Origin of the sequence: Streptomyces chattanoogensis, assembly GCF_001294335.1 — a bacterium.
Taxonomy (GTDB): domain Bacteria; phylum Actinomycetota; class Actinomycetes; order Streptomycetales; family Streptomycetaceae; genus Streptomyces; species Streptomyces chattanoogensis.
Window position 1 is genome coordinate 102,985 of the sequence record NZ_LGKG01000057.1, and the last position, 16,728, is coordinate 119,712.

General features: G+C 70.6%; 14 protein-coding genes. 11 read left to right on the top strand and 3 right to left on the bottom strand.

From position 1 onward, the window contains the following. Position 1: 1 nt before the first annotated feature. The 3 genes from secF to ADL29_RS08825 all read left to right on the top strand — a co-directional run bounded on the left by secF (position 2) and on the right by ADL29_RS08825 (position 4,436). Positions 2-1,120 carry a protein translocase subunit SecF gene (gene secF, locus ADL29_RS08815; protein WP_053923142.1) on the top strand — a complete coding sequence of 373 codons (1,119 nt, stop codon included), beginning with the start codon at positions 2-4 and terminating at the stop codon, positions 1,118-1,120. Beyond that, on the top strand, positions 1,117-1,665 hold the full coding sequence (locus ADL29_RS08820; protein WP_053923143.1) for an adenine phosphoribosyltransferase: 549 nt from the start codon (positions 1,117-1,119) through the stop codon (positions 1,663-1,665). Before secF ends, ADL29_RS08820 begins: the two co-directional genes overlap by 4 nt. A gap of 173 nt (positions 1,666-1,838) precedes the next feature. Continuing rightward, positions 1,839-4,436 (top strand): RelA/SpoT family protein, encoded by a 2,598-nt coding sequence (locus ADL29_RS08825; RefSeq protein WP_053923144.1) that lies wholly within the window; start codon positions 1,839-1,841, stop codon positions 4,434-4,436. A gap of 136 nt (positions 4,437-4,572) precedes the next feature. Here ADL29_RS08825 and ADL29_RS08830 read toward each other — a convergent pair whose 3' ends face one another. After that, the gene (locus ADL29_RS08830; protein WP_046929006.1) at positions 4,573-5,802 is read right to left on the bottom strand and encodes a DUF349 domain-containing protein; all 1,230 of its coding nucleotides are present in this window, start codon (positions 5,800-5,802) and stop codon (positions 4,573-4,575) included. 252 nt (positions 5,803-6,054) lie between these two features. Further along, positions 6,055-6,888, bottom strand: a complete 834-nt coding sequence (locus ADL29_RS08835; RefSeq protein ID WP_053923145.1) for a peptidylprolyl isomerase — start codon at positions 6,886-6,888, stop codon at positions 6,055-6,057. A 172-nt stretch (positions 6,889-7,060) separates the two neighbouring features. On the opposite strand from ADL29_RS08835, the gene ADL29_RS08840 reads away from it, so the two are divergent. The 4 genes from ADL29_RS08840 to ADL29_RS08855 all read left to right on the top strand — a co-directional run bounded on the left by ADL29_RS08840 (position 7,061) and on the right by ADL29_RS08855 (position 11,342). Next, on the top strand, positions 7,061-7,774 hold the full coding sequence (locus ADL29_RS08840) for an MBL fold metallo-hydrolase (RefSeq protein WP_046929008.1): 714 nt from the start codon (positions 7,061-7,063) through the stop codon (positions 7,772-7,774). Between the two features lie 11 nt (positions 7,775-7,785). Further along, positions 7,786-9,048 carry a histidine--tRNA ligase gene (hisS, locus tag ADL29_RS08845; protein ID WP_053923146.1) on the top strand — a complete coding sequence of 421 codons (1,263 nt, stop codon included), beginning with the start codon at positions 7,786-7,788 and terminating at the stop codon, positions 9,046-9,048. 186 nt (positions 9,049-9,234) lie between these two features. After that, positions 9,235-9,876 (top strand): vitamin K epoxide reductase family protein, encoded by a 642-nt coding sequence (locus ADL29_RS08850; protein WP_053923147.1) that lies wholly within the window; start codon positions 9,235-9,237, stop codon positions 9,874-9,876. A 95-nt stretch (positions 9,877-9,971) separates the two neighbouring features. Next, on the top strand, positions 9,972-11,342 hold the full coding sequence (locus ADL29_RS08855; protein ID WP_053923148.1) for a replication-associated recombination protein A: 1,371 nt from the start codon (positions 9,972-9,974) through the stop codon (positions 11,340-11,342). Positions 11,343-11,396: 54 nt separating this feature from the next. On the opposite strand, the gene ADL29_RS08860 is transcribed toward ADL29_RS08855, so the two are convergent. Beyond that, entirely contained in the window at positions 11,397-12,149 is a 753-nt protein-coding gene (locus ADL29_RS08860; protein ID WP_053923149.1) for a DUF2470 domain-containing protein, read from the bottom strand. Between the two features lie 182 nt (positions 12,150-12,331). Between ADL29_RS08860 and rpsD the strand changes: the two genes are divergently transcribed. The 4 genes from rpsD to alaS all read left to right on the top strand — a co-directional run bounded on the left by rpsD (position 12,332) and on the right by alaS (position 16,722). Further along, the gene (rpsD, locus tag ADL29_RS08865) at positions 12,332-12,943 is read left to right on the top strand and encodes a 30S ribosomal protein S4 (protein WP_046929013.1); all 612 of its coding nucleotides are present in this window, start codon (positions 12,332-12,334) and stop codon (positions 12,941-12,943) included. Between the two features lie 307 nt (positions 12,944-13,250). Beyond that, complete coding sequence (locus tag ADL29_RS08870) at positions 13,251-13,697, top strand: DUF948 domain-containing protein (protein WP_245689245.1); 447 nt, start codon at positions 13,251-13,253, stop codon at positions 13,695-13,697. A gap of 8 nt (positions 13,698-13,705) precedes the next feature. After that, a complete protein-coding gene (locus tag ADL29_RS08875) occupies positions 13,706-14,053 on the top strand; it encodes a DUF6167 family protein (protein WP_053923151.1) in 348 nt (115 codons plus the stop codon). After that, positions 14,053-16,722, top strand: a complete 2,670-nt coding sequence (gene alaS / locus ADL29_RS08880) for an alanine--tRNA ligase (RefSeq protein ID WP_053923152.1) — start codon at positions 14,053-14,055, stop codon at positions 16,720-16,722. The genes ADL29_RS08875 and alaS overlap by 1 nt, the downstream gene beginning before the upstream one ends. The last annotated feature ends 6 nt before the right edge of the window (positions 16,723-16,728 follow it).

Here is a 16,728-nt window from a genome sequence, read left to right on the forward strand (position 1 = left end):
GATGTCCAAGCTCGGAAGCATCGGCGCCCGGCTCTACCGCGGTGAGGTCGGCTATGACTTCATCGGCAAGCGGAAGATCTGGTACGGCATCTCCATCCTCATCACCATCACGGCCCTCGTCGGCCTGGCGGTGCGGGGGCTGAACTTCGGTATCGAGTTCTCCGGCGGTGCGGTCTTCACCACGTCCAAGACCGCCGTGTCCGCCTCCCATGCCCAGCACACCGCCGAGTCGGCGGCGCCCGGCCACCAGGCGATGGTGCAGAAGCTCGGGGACGGCTCGCTGCGCATCCAGATCAGCGGCCTGGACACCAAGCAGTCGCTGCCCGTCCAGGAGCAGGTCGCCAAGGACCTCAAGATCCCGGTCAAGGACGTCAACACCCAGCTGGTCGGCCCGAGCTGGGGCGAGCAGATCGCCAACAAGGCCTGGCTGGGCCTGGGGATCTTCATGGTCCTCGTGGTGATCTATCTGGCCATCGCCTTCGAGTGGCGGATGGCGGTGTCCGCCCTGATCGCGCTGGTCCACGACCTCACGATCACCGTCGGCATCTACGCCCTGGTCGGCTTCGAGGTCACCCCGGGCACGGTCATCGGCCTGCTGACCATCCTCGGTTACTCCCTCTACGACACGGTCGTCGTCTTCGACAGCCTCAAGGAAGCCTCCAAGGACATCACCAAGCAGTCCCGCTTCACCTACAGCGAGATCGCCAACCGCAGCATCAACGGCACTCTGGTGCGGTCCATCAACACCACGGTCGTGGCGCTGCTCCCGGTCGCCGGTCTGCTGTTCGTCGGCGGCGGTTTCCTGGGCGCGGGCATGCTCAACGACATCTCGCTGGCGCTGTTCGTGGGTCTCGCCGCCGGTGCGTACTCCTCGATCTTCATCGCCACTCCGCTGGTCGCCGACCTCAAGGAGCGCGAGCCGGCGATGAAGGCGCTGGCCAAGCGGGTGAAGGCGAAGCGCGCCTCGGCCGCGGCCAAGGAGGCCGACCGGGAGGACGCGCCGGGCCAGGGGCCGGACGCCGGGGAGGGGGCCGAGGACGACGCCGCCGTCGTCGGCCCGCGTCACCAGCCCGCCTCCCGTAACCGCGGCCGCGGCCGCCCGTCGGGCAAGCGCCGATGACGGCCCCCGCCGCGCTGCGCGAGCTGCTGCTGAGCCGGATCACGGACGTCCCGGACTACCCGCAGCCGGGCGTGATGTTCAAGGACATCACCCCGCTGCTGGCCGACCCGGCCGCCTTTACCGCGCTGACCGACGCCCTTGCCGATCTGTGCGCCCGGCACCGCGCCGACAAGGTCGTCGGCCTGGAAGCCCGCGGTTTCATCCTCGCCGCACCCGTCGCCGTACGGGCCGGGGTCGGCTTCGTCCCCGTGCGCAAGGCCGGCAAGCTGCCCGGCGCGACGCTGGGGCAGGCGTACGAGCTGGAGTACGGCACCGCCGAGATCGAGATGCACGCCGATGCGCTGGCCCCGGGGGACCGGGTGCTGGTGATCGACGACGTGCTGGCCACCGGTGGCACCGCCGACGCATCGCTGCAGCTCATCCGCCGTGCGGGCGCCGAGGTCGCGGGCGTCGCGGTGCTGCTGGAACTCGGGTTCCTCGACGGCCGCCAGCGGCTGGAGCAGGGCCTGAAGGGCGCTCCGCTGGAGGCCCTGATCACGGTCTGACCGGCATCCTCCGGCATCTGAAGCGGCAGGGGCACCCGGGAATCTTCCGGGTGCCCCTGCCGCTGTGTCATGTACGGAACCATGGCCGCGGGAGAGCGCCGGCCGTGGGGTCGATACCATGGCACCCCGGCCTGTTCGTGGTATCGGGGTCCGGAACCGCCTGAGGAGTGCTCTTGCCAGACGAGGCCCAGCCGCTCTCCCCCGGACTGCGTCCGAAGGGATCCACCGCCGCGCGCCAGGACGAGCCGAAGACCCGGGACGCGGCGTCCCCGGCCACGTCCGGACCCGGGAAGAAGGGGGCCAAGGGCAGCGCCGAGCCCCGTCCGGCGGCCGGGCCGAAGCCGGGCGCCGCCGCGGCCAAGCCCCAGCCCGCCGGTGCCGCCGCGCCCAAGCCGCCCGCCAGGACCGAACCGGCCGGCGCCCACGCCGCCACCGCTCCCAAGCCCGTCCCGTCCGCTTCCGCGGGCCGCTCCGGCACCCCCAACCGCGTACGGGCCCGCCTCGCCCGACTGGGCGTACAGCGCTCCAGCCCGTACAACCCGGTTCTCGAACCGCTGCTGCGCGCGGTCCGTGCCAATGACCCCAAGATCGAGACCGCCACGCTGCGCCAGGTCGAGCGGGCCTACCAGGTCGCCGAGCGCTGGCACCGCGGCCAGAAGCGCAAGAGCGGCGACCCGTACATCACCCACCCGCTCGCGGTGACGACGATCCTCGCCGAGCTGGGCATGGACCCGGCCACCCTGATGGCGGGCCTGCTGCACGACACCGTCGAGGACACCGAATACGGCCTGGACACCCTCCGCCGGGACTTCGGCGACCAGGTGGCGCTGCTGGTCGACGGCGTCACCAAGCTGGACCGGGTCAAGTTCGGCGAGGCCGCGCAGGCCGAGACCGTGCGCAAGATGGTCGTCGCGATGGCCAAGGACCCGCGCGTCCTGGTGATCAAGCTCGCCGACCGGCTGCACAACATGCGCACCATGCGCTACCTCAAGCGGGAGAAGCAGGAGAAGAAGGCCCGCGAGACCCTCGAGATCTACGCGCCCCTGGCCCACCGCCTGGGCATGAACACCATCAAGTGGGAGCTGGAGGACCTCGCCTTCGCGATCCTCTACCCCAAGATGTACGACGAGATCGTGCGGCTGGTCGCCGAGCGGGCCCCCAAGCGGGACGAATACCTGGCGATAGTGACCGACGAGGTCCAGGCCGATCTGCGCGCCGCCCGCATCAAGGCCACCGTCACCGGCCGGCCGAAGCACTACTACAGCGTCTACCAGAAGATGATCGTGCGCGGCCGCGACTTCGCCGAGATCTACGACCTGGTGGGCATCCGCGTCCTCGTCGACACGGTCCGCGACTGCTACGCCGCCCTCGGCACGATCCACGCGCGATGGAACCCGGTCCCCGGCCGGTTCAAGGACTACATCGCGATGCCGAAGTTCAACATGTACCAGTCGCTGCACACGACGGTGATCGGCCCCAGCGGCAAGCCCGTCGAGCTCCAGATCCGTACCTTCGACATGCACCGCCGCGCCGAGTACGGCATCGCCGCGCACTGGAAGTACAAGCAGGAAGCGGTCGCCGGCGCCTCCAAGATCCGTACGGACATCCCGAAGGGCACCGGCAAGGGCGCGGGCCAGGACACCGTCAACGACATGGCCTGGCTGCGGCAGTTGCTCGACTGGCAGAAGGAGACCGAGGACCCCGGCGAGTTCCTCGAATCGCTGCGCTTCGACCTCTCCCGCAACGAAGTCTTCGTCTTCACGCCGAAGGGCGATGTGATAGCGCTGCCGGCCGGCGCCACGCCCGTCGACTTCGCGTACGCCGTGCACACCGAGGTCGGCCACCGCACCATAGGAGCGCGGGTCAACGGACGCCTCGTACCGCTCGAATCGACCCTGGACAACGGCGACTTGGTGGAGGTCTTCACCTCCAAGGCGCCGGGCGCCGGACCGTCCCGCGACTGGCTGGGCTTCGTCAAGTCGCCGCGGGCCCGCAACAAGATCCGCGGCTGGTTCTCCAAGGAGCGCCGCGACGAGGCGATCGAACAGGGCAAGGACGCCATCGCGCGCGCCATGCGCAAGCAGAATCTGCCCATCCAGCGGATCCTGACCGGCGACTCCCTGGTGACCCTGGCGCACGAGATGCGCTACCCCGACATCTCGTCCCTGTACGCCGCCATCGGCGAGGGCCATGTCGCGGCGCAGGGCGTCGTCCAGAAGCTGGTGCAGGCGCTCGGCGGCCAGGACGAGGCCACCGAGGACATCGCCGAGTCCACCCCGATCCGGCCGCGCTCCAAGCGGCGCTCCAGCGCCGATCCGGGCGTGGTCGTCAAGGGTGTCGACGATGTCTGGGTCAAGCTCGCCCGCTGCTGTACGCCGGTGCCGGGCGACCCCATCATCGGTTTCGTCACCCGCGGCAGCGGCGTGTCGGTGCACCGCGCCGACTGCGTCAACGTCGACTCGCTGTCCCGGCAGCCCGAGCGGATCCTCGACGTCGAGTGGGCGCCCACCCAGTCCTCGGTCTTCCTGGTCGCCATCCAGGTCGAGGCCCTGGACCGCTCCCGGCTGCTGTCGGACGTCACCCGGGTGCTGTCCGACCAGCACGTCAACATCCTCTCCGCCGCCGTCCAGACGTCCCGCGACCGGGTCGCCACCTCCCGTTTCACCTTCGAGATGGGCGACCCCAAGCATCTGGGGCACGTCCTGAAGGCGGTACGGGGTGTGGAGGGCGTGTACGACGTGTACCGGGTGACGTCGGCGCGACGGCCGTAGCCCCCTTTGCGCCTGAACCGGCGCCGCTCTCGCGGAGGTGGCTGGTCGCCGTAGGGGTTCCTCAATTGATGGTTGCGGTTCCAAGAACGTGAGGCGGCCCCGGTACGCAGAGGTACCGGGGCCGCCTCAGTGCTTCTCAGCCGCCGAACTCCTCCAGCCCCTTCAGCGCCTGGTCCAGCAGCGCCTTGCGGCCCTCCAGCTCACGGCCCAGCTTGTCGGCCTTGGCGGTGTTGCCGGCCGCGCGCGCCGTCTCGATCTGCTTCTCCAGCTTGTCGACGGCGTCCTGGAGCTGGCCGGTCAGCCCCGCGGCACGGGCCCGCGCCTCGGGGTTCGTCCGCCGCCACTCGGCCTCCTCGGCCTCCTGGATGGCGCGCTCGACGGCATGCATCCGGCCCTCGATCTTGGGGCGGGCGTCCCGCGGCACATGGCCGATGGCCTCCCACCGCTCGTTGATCGACCGGAACGCGGACCGCGCGGTCTTCAGGTCCGAGACCGGGAGCAGCTTCTCGGCCTCCACGGCCAGCTCCTCCTTGCGGGTCAGGTTCTCCCGCTGCTCGGCGTCGCGCTCCGCGAAGACCTCGCCGCGCGCCTGGAAGAAGATGTCCTGGGCGCCGCGGAAGCGGTTCCACAGGTCGTCCTCGTGCTCGCGCTGGGCGCGGCCGGCGGCCTTCCAGTCGGCCATCAGCTCGCGGTAACGCGCGGCGGTGGCGCCCCAGTCCGTCGAGTTCGACAGCGACTCGGCCTCGGCGACCAGCTTCTCCTTGGTCTTACGGGCCTCCTCGCGCTGCGCGTCCAGCGAGGCGAAGTGCGCCTTGCGCCGCTTGGAGAACGCCGACCGGGCGTGCGAGAAGCGGTGCCAGAGCTCGTCGTCCGCCTTGCGGTCCAGCCGCGGCAGGCCCTTCCAGGTGTCGACCAGCGCCCGCAGCCGCTCACCCGCCGCCCGCCACTGCTCGCTGGCCGCCAGCTCCTCGGCCTCGATGACCAGCTTCTCCTTGGCCTGCCGGGCCTCGTCGCTCTGCCGCGCCTTCTGGGCCTTGCGCTCCTCGCGCCGCGACTCGACGGTTTCGACGAGCTTGTCCAGCCGCTTCCTCAGCGCCTCCAGATCGCCCACCGCGTGGTGCTCGTCGACCTGCTGACGCAGATGGTCGATCGCGGTCGTGGCGTCCTTCGCCGACAGGTCGGTGGTCCTGACCCGGCGCTCGAGGAGGCCGATCTCGACGACCAGGCCCTCATACTTGCGCTCGAAGTAGGCGAGGGCCTCCTCGGGAGTGCCCGCCTGCCACGATCCGACGACCTTCTCGCCGTCGGCGGTACGCACGTATACGGTCCCCGTCTCATCGACGCGGCCCCATGGGTCGCTGCTCACAGCGCCTCCTCCACATGATGCCGGCGCAGGCGTACGCCCCCCGGCATCGTCCACAGTTTCTGTCCGGCAGAGCCGCGCCCTGGCCGGTCCGACGTGCTGTCTTGCGGGTGAGGGTGGCATCCGTGGAAGCGGGCACCGTCACCCAACGCCAATCTAGGCGACCGGCGTCCGGCTGTCCGCATCCAGCACGACCGAAATTCCGCGGTTCGGGGCGCCGGGGACAGCGGAAAGCCGCATGCCGGTCAGCGGCGGTCAGCTCGTGCCGACGGTCGCCTCGTTGATGACGACGGTGGCGTTCGGCGCCGTACTGCCGATCTTCGGGTCCGGCTTGGAACCGGCCGCGGCGATCTTCTTCAGGACGTCCATACCGCCGGTGACGGTCCCGAACGGCGTGTAGTCGGGCGGCAGCTTGCTGTCCTGGTAGACGAGGAAGAACTGGCTGCCGCCGGAGTTGCGGGTCCTGTCGTGCTGGCCGTCGTAGTTGTTGGCCATCGCGACCGTGCCCGCCGGATACACGCCGCCCTTGAGCCGCGGGTCCTTGAGGTTCTCGTCCGGGAGGGCGTAGCCGGGCGAGCCCGCGCCGGTGCCGGTCGGGTCGCCGCACTGCAGGACGTGGATGTTCTGGTCGACGAGGCGGTGGCACCTGCTGTGGTCGAAGAAGTGCTTGCCGGCCAGGAAGGCGAAGGAGTTCACCGTGTGCGGCGCCTTCGCCGCGTCCAGCTTCAGCCTGATCTCTCCGCAGGTCGTCGCCAGTTTCGCGGTGTAGGAGGCGGCGGTGTCGACCGACATCGCCGGCTCCTTCTTCCACGTCTCCTTCGACGGCGCGCCCTTGGCGGGCCCGGCGCACGGGTCCGGCGCCGTGGTGGGGGCCGGATCCACCGCCGCCTGGTCGGACTTCCGGTCGTCGTCGCCCGCCAGTCCGGCGGTGGCGTATGCGGCGGCGCCCGCGGCGAGCACCACGGCCAGGGCGGACGCGATGATCACATTGCGGCGCTTGGTCTTCTGCTGTGCCGCGGACCTCCGCTGCTGCTGGCGCTCGAACTTCTCCCGGGCGAGCTGCCGCCGCCGCTGATCCTTGCTGACCACCCGTCGTCTCCCTTGTCCGATCACCGATCGGCGTCGTCGTCGCTGTCGCCCGCCGTGGCCGTACCGTATACGGGTTCGCCCCGGCGGGAGTCGCGCCGGTAGGCTCTGGAGCTGCCGAGATGTTCCGGGAGCGGTCCCGCGGACCGACCTCCACCGACCTTTAAGGACGAACGTGCTGATTGCCGGGTTCCCCGCCGGGGCCTGGGGGACCAACTGCTACCTGGTCGCCCCCGCCGCCGGCGAGGAGTGCGTGATCATCGACCCGGGCCACCAGGCGGCCCAAGGAGTCGAGGACGCGGTCAGAAAGCATCGGCTCAAGCCCGTCGCCGTCATCCTCACCCACGGCCATATCGACCATGTCGCCTCGGTCGTCCCGGTGTGCGGCGCGCACGACGTACCGGCCTGGATCCACCCCGAGGACCGCTTCATGATGAGCGACCCGGAGAAGGCCCTCGGCCGCTCCATCGGTCAGCAGCTCATGGGCGAACTCACCGTGGGGGAGCCGGACGACGTCAAGGAGCTGACCGACGGCAGCGCTCTGGAGCTGGCCGGGATGGAGTTCTCCGTCGCGCACGCACCGGGCCATACCAAGGGGTCGGTGACGTTCCGGATGCCCGAGCAGGCGGACATTCCGCCGGTCTTCTTCTCGGGCGACCTGCTGTTCGCCGGCTCCATCGGACGTACCGACCTGCCGGGCGGCGACCACGCCGAGATCCTCCGGTCGCTGGAGCGCGTATGCCTCCCGCTGGACGACTCGACGGTCGTGCTGTCCGGCCACGGCCCCCAGACCACCATCGGCCGCGAGCGTGCCACCAACCCCTATCTGCGGGAAGTGGCCGCCGGCCGCGGAGACGGTGTGACCGCCGCTCCACGACGAGGAATGTGACGAGACTTTCCGTGAGCACCTTTCAGGCACCCAAGGGCACCTACGACCTGCTGCCGCCGAATTCCGCCACCTACCTGGCGGTGCGCGAGGCCATCTCCGGCCCGCTGAAGAACTCCGGGTACGGCTACATCGAGACGCCCGGCTTCGAGAACGTCGAGCTGTTCGCGCGCGGCGTCGGTGAGTCCACCGACATCGTGACCAAGGAGATGTACGCCTTCGAGACCAAGGGCGGCGACAAGCTGGCGCTGCGCCCCGAGGGCACCGCGTCCGTGCTGCGCGCGGCGCTGGAGGCCAACCTCCACAAGGGCGGCAACCTCCCCGTCAAGCTCTGGTACTCGGGCTCGTACTACCGCTACGAGCGTCCGCAGAAGGGCCGCTACCGCCACTTCTCGCAGGTCGGCGCCGAGGCGATCGGCACGGAGGACCCGGCGCTGGACGCCGAGCTGATCATCCTGGCCGACCAGGCCTACCGTTCGCTGGGACTGCGCAACTTCCGGATCCTGCTGAACTCGCTGGGCGACAAGGAGTGCCGCCCCGTCTACCGCGCCGCGCTGCAGGACTTCCTGCGCGGTCTCGACCTGGACGACGACACCCGTCGCCGGGTCGACATCAACCCGCTGCGCGTCCTGGACGACAAGCGCGACGCCGTGCAGCGGCAGCTGACCGGGGCACCGATGCTGCGCGACTACCTGTGCGAGGCGTGCAAGGCGTACCACGAGCAGGTGCGTGAGCTGCTGACCGCGGCGGGCGTGGGCTTCGAGGACGACGAGAAGCTGGTGCGCGGGCTGGACTACTACACCCGCACCACCTTCGAGTTCGTCCACGACGGCCTGGGCTCGCAGTCCGCGGTGGGCGGCGGCGGCCGCTACGACGGCCTCTCCGAGATGATCGGCGGGCCCGCGCTGCCGTCCGTCGGCTGGGCGCTCGGCGTCGACCGTACGGTGCTGGCCCTGGAGGCCGAGGGCATCGTGCTCGACATCCCCGCCGCGACGGCCGTGTACGCGGTGCCGCTCGGCGAGGAGGCCCGCCGGGTGCTCTTCGGCACGGTCACCGCGCTGCGCCGGGCCGGGGTCGCCACCGACTTCGCGTACGGCGGCAAGGGCCTGAAGAACGCCATGAAGTCCGCCAACCGCTCCGGCGCGCGGCTGGCCCTGGTGGCGGGCGAGCGGGACCTGGCCGACGGCGTCGTCCAGCTCAAGGACCTGGAGAGCGGCGAGCAGACCCCGGTGGCGCTGGACGCCGTCGTGGACGAGATCACGCGCAAGCTGGGCTGAGGCCCTGGCCGGCCCCGGGAACACCGCCCGGGTCAACCTCCTGCGCGCGGTTCCATCCCTTCGCCGTACCGCTCGCTTATGCGCAGCGAACGGTGGACGGCCGGGGAGTTGGGGCAGAATGAAGGGCGCGCCCGCGGTTCCGCGGGCCCGCCCGGCCTCCTTCCCAGCGACCGACGGAACGGCGATATGACGACGACAGTGGTTGATGACGTGTCCACCGACGACGATCACACCAGCGACTCGGGCACCGTCGGCGCGGGTCGCGGCTTCGCTCTGCTACTGGTGATCACCGGGGCCCTGGGCATCCTCGCGGCCTGGGTCATCACACTGGACAAGTTCGAGCTGCTGAAGGACCCGAACTACAAGCCGGCCTGCAGCTTCAACCCGATCGTTTCCTGCGGCAGCGTCATGCAGAGCAAGCAGGCGGAGGTCTTCGGCTTCCCGAACCCGCTGGCGGGGCTGGTCGGCTTCGGCGTGATCGTCGCGATCGGTATGGCCCTGCTGGCGGGCGCCCGCTTCCGCCGCTGGTACTGGATCGGGCTCAACATCGGTACCGGCCTCGCCACGGTCTTCTGCATGTGGCTGATGACCCAGTCGCTGTACAGCATCAACGCGCTGTGCCTGTGGTGCACGCTGACCTGGTGCGTCACGATCCTGATGTTCTGGTACACCACGGCGCACAACCTCAGGCACGGCATCATCCCGGCCCCCGACGGGCTGCGCCGGACGGTGGCGGAGTTCCACTGGGTCGTGCCGGTGCTCTGGTACGGCGCGATCGCGCTGCTGATCCTCACCCGCTGGTGGTCGTACTGGAGCAGCCTCCTGTAGGGCAGGCTCCCGTACCGGCGTGCAGCCGGCCCGCGCCCCGGCCGCCGATGACGGTGGCCGGGGCGTTGTCAGTGGGGTGACATAGGCTCGTCGACGTGGAGCCCGACCTGTTCACCGCCGCCGCCGAAGACCGTCAGGAGAAGGACCCCGCGGGGTCTCCTCTCGCCGTGCGGATGCGTCCGCGCACCCTCGACGAGGTCGTGGGGCAGCAGCATCTCCTCAAGCCGGGTTCGCCGCTGCGCCGTCTCGTCGGTGAGGGCAACGGCGGACCGGCGGGGCCGTCCTCGGTTTTTCTCTGGGGCCCGCCGGGCATCGGCAAGACGACCCTGGCCTATGTCGTCAGCCAGGCGACCAACAAGCGTTTCGTCGAGCTCTCCGCGATCACGGCCGGCGTCAAGGAGGTCCGCGCGGTCATCGACGGCGCCCGGCGCGCCTCGGGCGGTTTCGGCAAGGAGACCGTCCTCTTCCTGGACGAGATCCACCGCTTCAGCAAGGCCCAGCAGGATTCCCTGCTCCCCGCGGTCGAGAACCGCTGGGTCACCCTGATCGCGGCCACGACGGAGAACCCGTACTTCTCGGTGATCTCCCCGTTGCTGTCCCGCTCCCTGCTCCTGACCCTCGAACCGCTCACCGACGACGATCTGCGGGGCCTGCTGCGCCGCGCGCTCACCGATCCGCGCGGGCTGGACGGCGCGGTCACCCTCCCCGAGGACACCGAGGCGCATCTGCTGCGGATCGCGGGCGGCGATGCCCGGCGCGCGCTGACGGCCCTGGAGGCCGGGGCCGGCTCCGCGCTGGCCAAGGGGGAGAAGGAGATCACCCTCCGGACGCTGGAGGAGTCCGTCGACCGGGCGGCGGTGAAGTACGACCGGGACGGCGATCAGCATTACGACGTCGCCAGCGCCCTGATCAAGTCCATCCGGGGCTCGGACGTCGACGCCGCGCTCCATTACCTGGCGCGGATGATCGAGGCGGGGGAGGACCCTCGTTTCATCGCCCGGCGGCTGATGATCTCGGCGAGCGAGGACATCGGCCTGGCCGACCCCTCCGCCCTGCAGACCGCGGTGGCCGCCGCCCAGGCGGTGGCGCTGATCGGCTTCCCCGAGGCCCGGATCACCCTGAGCCAGGCCACCATCGCCCTGGCCCTGGCGCCCAAGTCGAACGCCGCCTATCTGGCGATCGACGCCGCGCTGGCGGACGTCCGCGCCGGGAACGCCGGTGCGGTGCCGCCGCATCTGCGCGACAGCCACTACCAGGGCGCCCAGAAGCTCGGCCACGGCCAGGGCTACCAGTACCCGCACGACCTCCCGGGCGGTATCGCGGCCCAGCAGTACGCACCGGACGAGGTGCAGGGCAAGCGCTATTACTCCCCGACCCGCCATGGCGCCGAGGCCCGCTATGCGGAGGTCGCGGAGCGCGTCCGCGCCCGGCTGCGGGGCGCGGACGGCGAGGGCGCCGGCGCATAGACCGCGCAGGCCGGCAGACCGCGCAGGCCGGCAGACCGCGCAGGCCCGCCCCGGCTACTCCGCCGCCGCCTCGAAGAGCGTGTGCATCGCGCGCCGCAGCTCCGCCACGTCCTGTACGGGCTCCGGGAAGTCGAAGCGGGCGTCGAAGGCCTGCTGGTCGGCGTCGACGAAGCGGACGCGGAGGCCGAAGCGGTCGAGGCCGACGGGGACGGCCCGGTCGTGCGCCCCGCACACCGCCGAGCGGTCGCCGAGGAGCGCACACAGGCCGCGGACCTGCTCGCTGTGGGCGGAGTGCAGATGCTGGAGCAGCTCCGCCTCGTGGGCGACCAGCGGGTCGGGGGAGGCGGCGGCGAACTCGTCCGGTTCGACGGGCTCGGCGCCCCACAGATCGTCCACCGCGCCCTCGCCGACCTCCAGGCGCAGCATCATCCAGGCGGCCCGCCCGTAGAGGCCCGGCGCCGGCTCGGGCTGCAGCGCCTCCCCGATGCCGAGCAGTTCGCCGACCGGATGCCGCTCGGCGAGCAGCATGGCGGCCTCGGCGCGCTGGTCATTGCGTACGGGGGTCAGCCAGCCGGCCACCCAGGCGCGTCCGCGGATGCGATGGGGGACGGAAACGGGGGCGACATCCGTGATCTCCATCACGGCCGTAAGATCATCGTCCTGGGCGTGCGCGGCCGCCCGGGCCGCCGAGGAGTCGCCAGGAACCAGCAACAGCAGGTCTCCGTCGGGTGTCACGGTCCGGCAGACGGGCGCCGAGAGGCCGTTCTCGTCGGGGTCCTCGACTCCGGGAATGCTCAGCGAACCCATACCATGGGACTCCACGAGGGTTCGTACGCGTTCGGCGGCAGTGGGCCGCCGGGCGTTTTCCACGGGACGCGGCTGACCCGCCTTGGTGCGTTCTGCGCCGGGCAGGGGGATCCCAGGTCGAAACATGCGTTCTCCTCGCGGTAAGGTAAGCCTCACCTAACTTACATGGAGGATCGTTCCACGTGAACCAGTCGCGTCCCAAGGTCAAGAAGTCGCGCGCGCTCGGCATCGCGCTGACGCCGAAGGCCGTCAAGTACTTCGAGGCCCGTCCCTACCCGCCCGGCGAGCACGGCCGTGGCCGTAAGCAGAACAGTGACTACAAGGTCCGTCTGCTCGAGAAGCAGCGTCTGCGCGCGCAGTACGACATCAGCGAGCGCCAGATGGTCCGTGCTTACGACCGCGCTCGGAAGGTCGATGGCAAGACGGGCGAGGCCCTGATCGTCGAGCTGGAGCGCCGTCTGGACGCGCTCGTCCTGCGTTCGGGTATCGCCCGGACGATCTACCAGGCCCGCCAGATGGTGGTCCACGGCCACATCGCGGTCAACGACCGCAAGGTCGACAAGCCGTCCTTCCGCGTCCGCCCCGGCGACGTCGTGCAGGTCCGCGAGCGCAGCCGCGAGAAGCACCCCTTCCAGGTCGCGCGCGAGGGTGGCTACGCCCCCGACGGCGAGACCCCCCGCTACCTCGAGGTCAACCTCCAGGCGCTGGCGTTCCGTCTCGACCGGGACCCCAACCGCAAGGAGATCCCGGTGATCTGCGACGAGCAGCTCGTCGTCGAGTACTACGCCCGCTAAGCACCACCACAGGCGCAGCACCACGCTCAGCCCGCCGTCTCCCCGCCGCCGCTCGCGGAGGGGGAGGCGGCGGGCTTGCTTGTGCGCGGCCAACTCCCGGGTGGCACAGCGGAGTTGACCGTGCCGGTCATACGGAACGTGCCCACCCCTGTACGGTCCGTGCGCGCGCGGTGTCCGATCGTCCCCGCGGCGCGGGGAACGGGGTACGGACGGACAGTCACGGCGCGATAAGGTCAAGGGTGCCTCTCGGGCAGGATGAGCCGAGCAGGTCGAGACCAGCCCCAAGCAGTCGGAGAGTGGTGCCAGCGTGTCCGGTGGAGAGGTGGCCGGGATCCTCGTGGCCGTCTTCTGGGCCATCCTTGTGTCGTTCCTCGCGCTCGTACTGGTGAGGCTGGCAGGGACCCTCAAGGCGACCACCAAGATGGTGGCCGAGATCTCCGATCAGGCCGTTCCGCTCCTGGCCGACGCGTCCGCGACGGTCCGCTCCGCGCACACCCAGCTGGCGCGCGTCGATGCCATCGCCGCCGACGTCCAGGAGGTCACCGCCAACGCCTCCGCGCTCTCCTCGACCGTCTCCTCCGCCTTCGGGGGACCGCTGGTCAAGATCGCGGCGTTCGGCTACGGCGTGCGCCGCGCGATCGGCAAGAAGGCCGCAGCTGCCCCTGCCGACGGCGCACAGCGCACCGTCGTCATCGGCCGAACCCTGCCCGGCGCCCGCCGCGGCGGGCGCCGCAACCGCCGCTCCAAGGACTGATCACCGCGATGTTCCGCCGCGCATTCTGGTTCACCACCGGCGCCGCCGCCGGGGTCTGGGCCACCAACAAGGTCCACCGAAAGCTGCGCAGGCTGCAGCCCGACAGCCTCGCCGCGCAGGCCGCGGACAAGGCCGTCGAGACCGGACACCGGCTGCGTCAATTTGCATTGGACGTACGCGCGGGAATGGCGGACCGTGAAGAGCAGCTGAACGACGCGCTCGGACTTCGCGGGACGAGCGAGGCCGTAGAGCTGCCCGCGCCGCGCTCCCACGCGGCGCACGAATCGCATCACCGAATCACGAGAACCCCGGGCCGCCCCGGGCTGACCGGACCGACTGGAAATGAGGACCACTGATGGAGTCGGCTGAAATCCGCCGCCGCTGGCTGCGCTTCTTCGAAGAGCGTGGGCACACCGTCGTGCCGTCGGCGTCGCTCATCGCGGACGACCCGACGCTGCTGCTCGTCAACGCGGGCATGGTCCCCTTCAAGCCGTACTTCCTCGGCGAGGTCAAGCCGCCCGCGCCGCGCGCCACCAGCGTCCAGAAGTGCGTCCGTACGCCGGACATCGAAGAGGTCGGCAAGACCACCCGGCACGGCACGTTCTTCCAGATGTGCGGCAACTTCTCCTTCGGCGACTACTTCAAGGAAGGCGCCATCAAGTACGCCTGGGAGCTGCTGACCAGCTCGCAGGCCGACGGCGGCTACGGCCTCGACCCCGAGCGTCTGTGGATCACCGTCTACCTCGACGACGACGAGGCCGAGCGCATCTGGCACGAGGTCGTCGGGGTGCCCAAGGAGCGCATCCAGCGCCTGGGCAAGAAGGAGAACTACTGGTCCATGGGCGTCCCGGGCCCCTGCGGCCCGTGCTCCGAGATCAACTACGACCGCGGCCCGGAATTCGGCGTCGAGGGCGGCCCGGCCGTCAACGACGAGCGGTACGTGGAGATCTGGAACCTGGTCTTCATGCAGTACGAGCGGGGCGCCGGCACGGGCAAGGAGGACTTCGAGATCCTCGGCGACCTGCCCAGCAAGAACATCGACACCGGCCTCGGCCTCGAGCGCCTGGCGATGATCCTGCAGGACGTCCCGAACATGTATGAGACGGACACCCTGCGCGTGGTCATCGACAAGGCCACCGAGCTGACCGGCGTCCGCTACGGCGCCGCCCACTCCTCCGACGTCTCGCTGCGCGTCGTCGCCGACCACATCCGTACGGCCACGATGCTCATCGGCGACGGCGTCACACCCGGCAACGAGGGCCGCGGCTACGTCCTGCGCCGCATCATGCGCCGCGCCATCCGCAACATGCGCCTGCTGGGCGCCACGGACCTGGTCGTCGCCGAGCTCCTCGACGTCGTCATCAAGACCATGGGCCAGCAGTACCCCGAGCTCCTGGAGGACCGCCGCCGGATCGAGACGGTCGCCCTCGCCGAGGAGGCCGCCTTCGTCAAGACGCTCAAGGCCGGCACCAACATCCTCGACACCGCCGTCACGGACACCAAGGCCGGCGGCGGCACCGTCCTGGCCGGCGACAAGGCCTTCCTGCTCCACGACACCTGGGGCTTCCCGATCGACCTCACCCTCGAGATGGCCGCCGAGCAGGGCCTCTCGGTGGACGAGGACGGCTTCCGCCGCCTGATGAAGGAACAGCGGGAGCGCGCCAAGGCCGATGCCCAGGCCAAGAAGAGCGGCCACGCCGACCTGTCCGCCTACCGCGAGGTCGCCGACAAGTCCGGCGCCACCGAATTCACCGGCTACAGCGCCACCGAGGGCGAGTCCGCCGTCGTCGGCCTGCTGGTCAACGGCGTCCCGGCCCCCGCCGCCCACGAGGGCGACGAGGTCGAGGTCGTCCTGGACCGCACCCCGTTCTACGCCGAGGGCGGCGGCCAGCTCGCCGACACCGGCCGGATCAAGCTGGACTCCGGCGCCGTCGTCGAGGTCCGCGACGTCCAGCAGCCGGTGCCCGGCGTCACGGTCCACAAGGGCGTAGTCCAGGTCGGCGAGGTGATCCTCGGCTCGGCCGCGTACGCCGCCATCGACATCACCCGCCGCCGCGCCATCGCCCGCGCCCACAGCGCCACCCACCTCACCCACCAGGCGCTGCGCGACGCCCTGGGCCCGACGGCCGCCCAGGCCGGTTCGGAGAACTCCCCGGGCCGCTTCCGCTTCGACTTCGGCTCGCCGACCGCCGTGCCCGGCTCGGTCCTCACCGACGTCGAGCAGAAGATCAACGACGTGCTGGCCCGTGAGCTCGACGTCCATGCCGAGGTCATGAGCATGGAGGAGGCCAAGAAGCAGGGCGCCATCGCCGAGTTCGGCGAGAAGTACGGCGACCGGGTCCGCGTGGTCACCATCGGCGACTTCTCCAAGGAGCTGTGCGGCGGTACACACGTCCACAACACCGCCCAGCTGGGCCTGGTGAAGCTGCTCGGCGAGTCCTCCATCGGCTCCGGCGTACGCCGCGTCGAGGCGCTGGTCGGCGTGGACGCCTACCGCTTCCTGGCCCGCGAGCACACCGTCGTCTCCCAGCTGACCGAGCTGGTCAAGGGACGCCCGGAGGAGCTGCCGGAGAAGATCTCCGGTGTCCTGGCCAAGCTGAAGGACGCCGAGAAGGAGATCGAGAAGTTCCGCGCGGAGAAGGTGCTGCAGGCCGCCGCCGGGCTGGCCGCCGGTGCCAAGGACGTCCGCGGTGTGGCGCTCGCCTCCGGCCAGGTCCCGGACGGCACCTCCGCCGACGATCTGCGCAAGCTGGTGCTGGACGTCCGCGGCCGGATCGCCGGCGACCGCGCCGCCGTCGTGGCCCTGTTCTCGGTCGCCAACGGCCGCCCGGTGACGGTCATCGCCACCAACGAGGCCGCCCGCGAGCGCGGCATCAAGGCCGGTGACCTGGTCCGTACGGCCGCCAAGACGCTCGGTGGAGGCGGCGGCGGCAAGCCGGACGTCGCCCAGGGCGGCGGCCAGAACCCCGCCGCCGTGCCCGAGGCCATCGAGGCCGTCGAGCGGCTCGTCTCCGAGGCGGCCTGACGCACG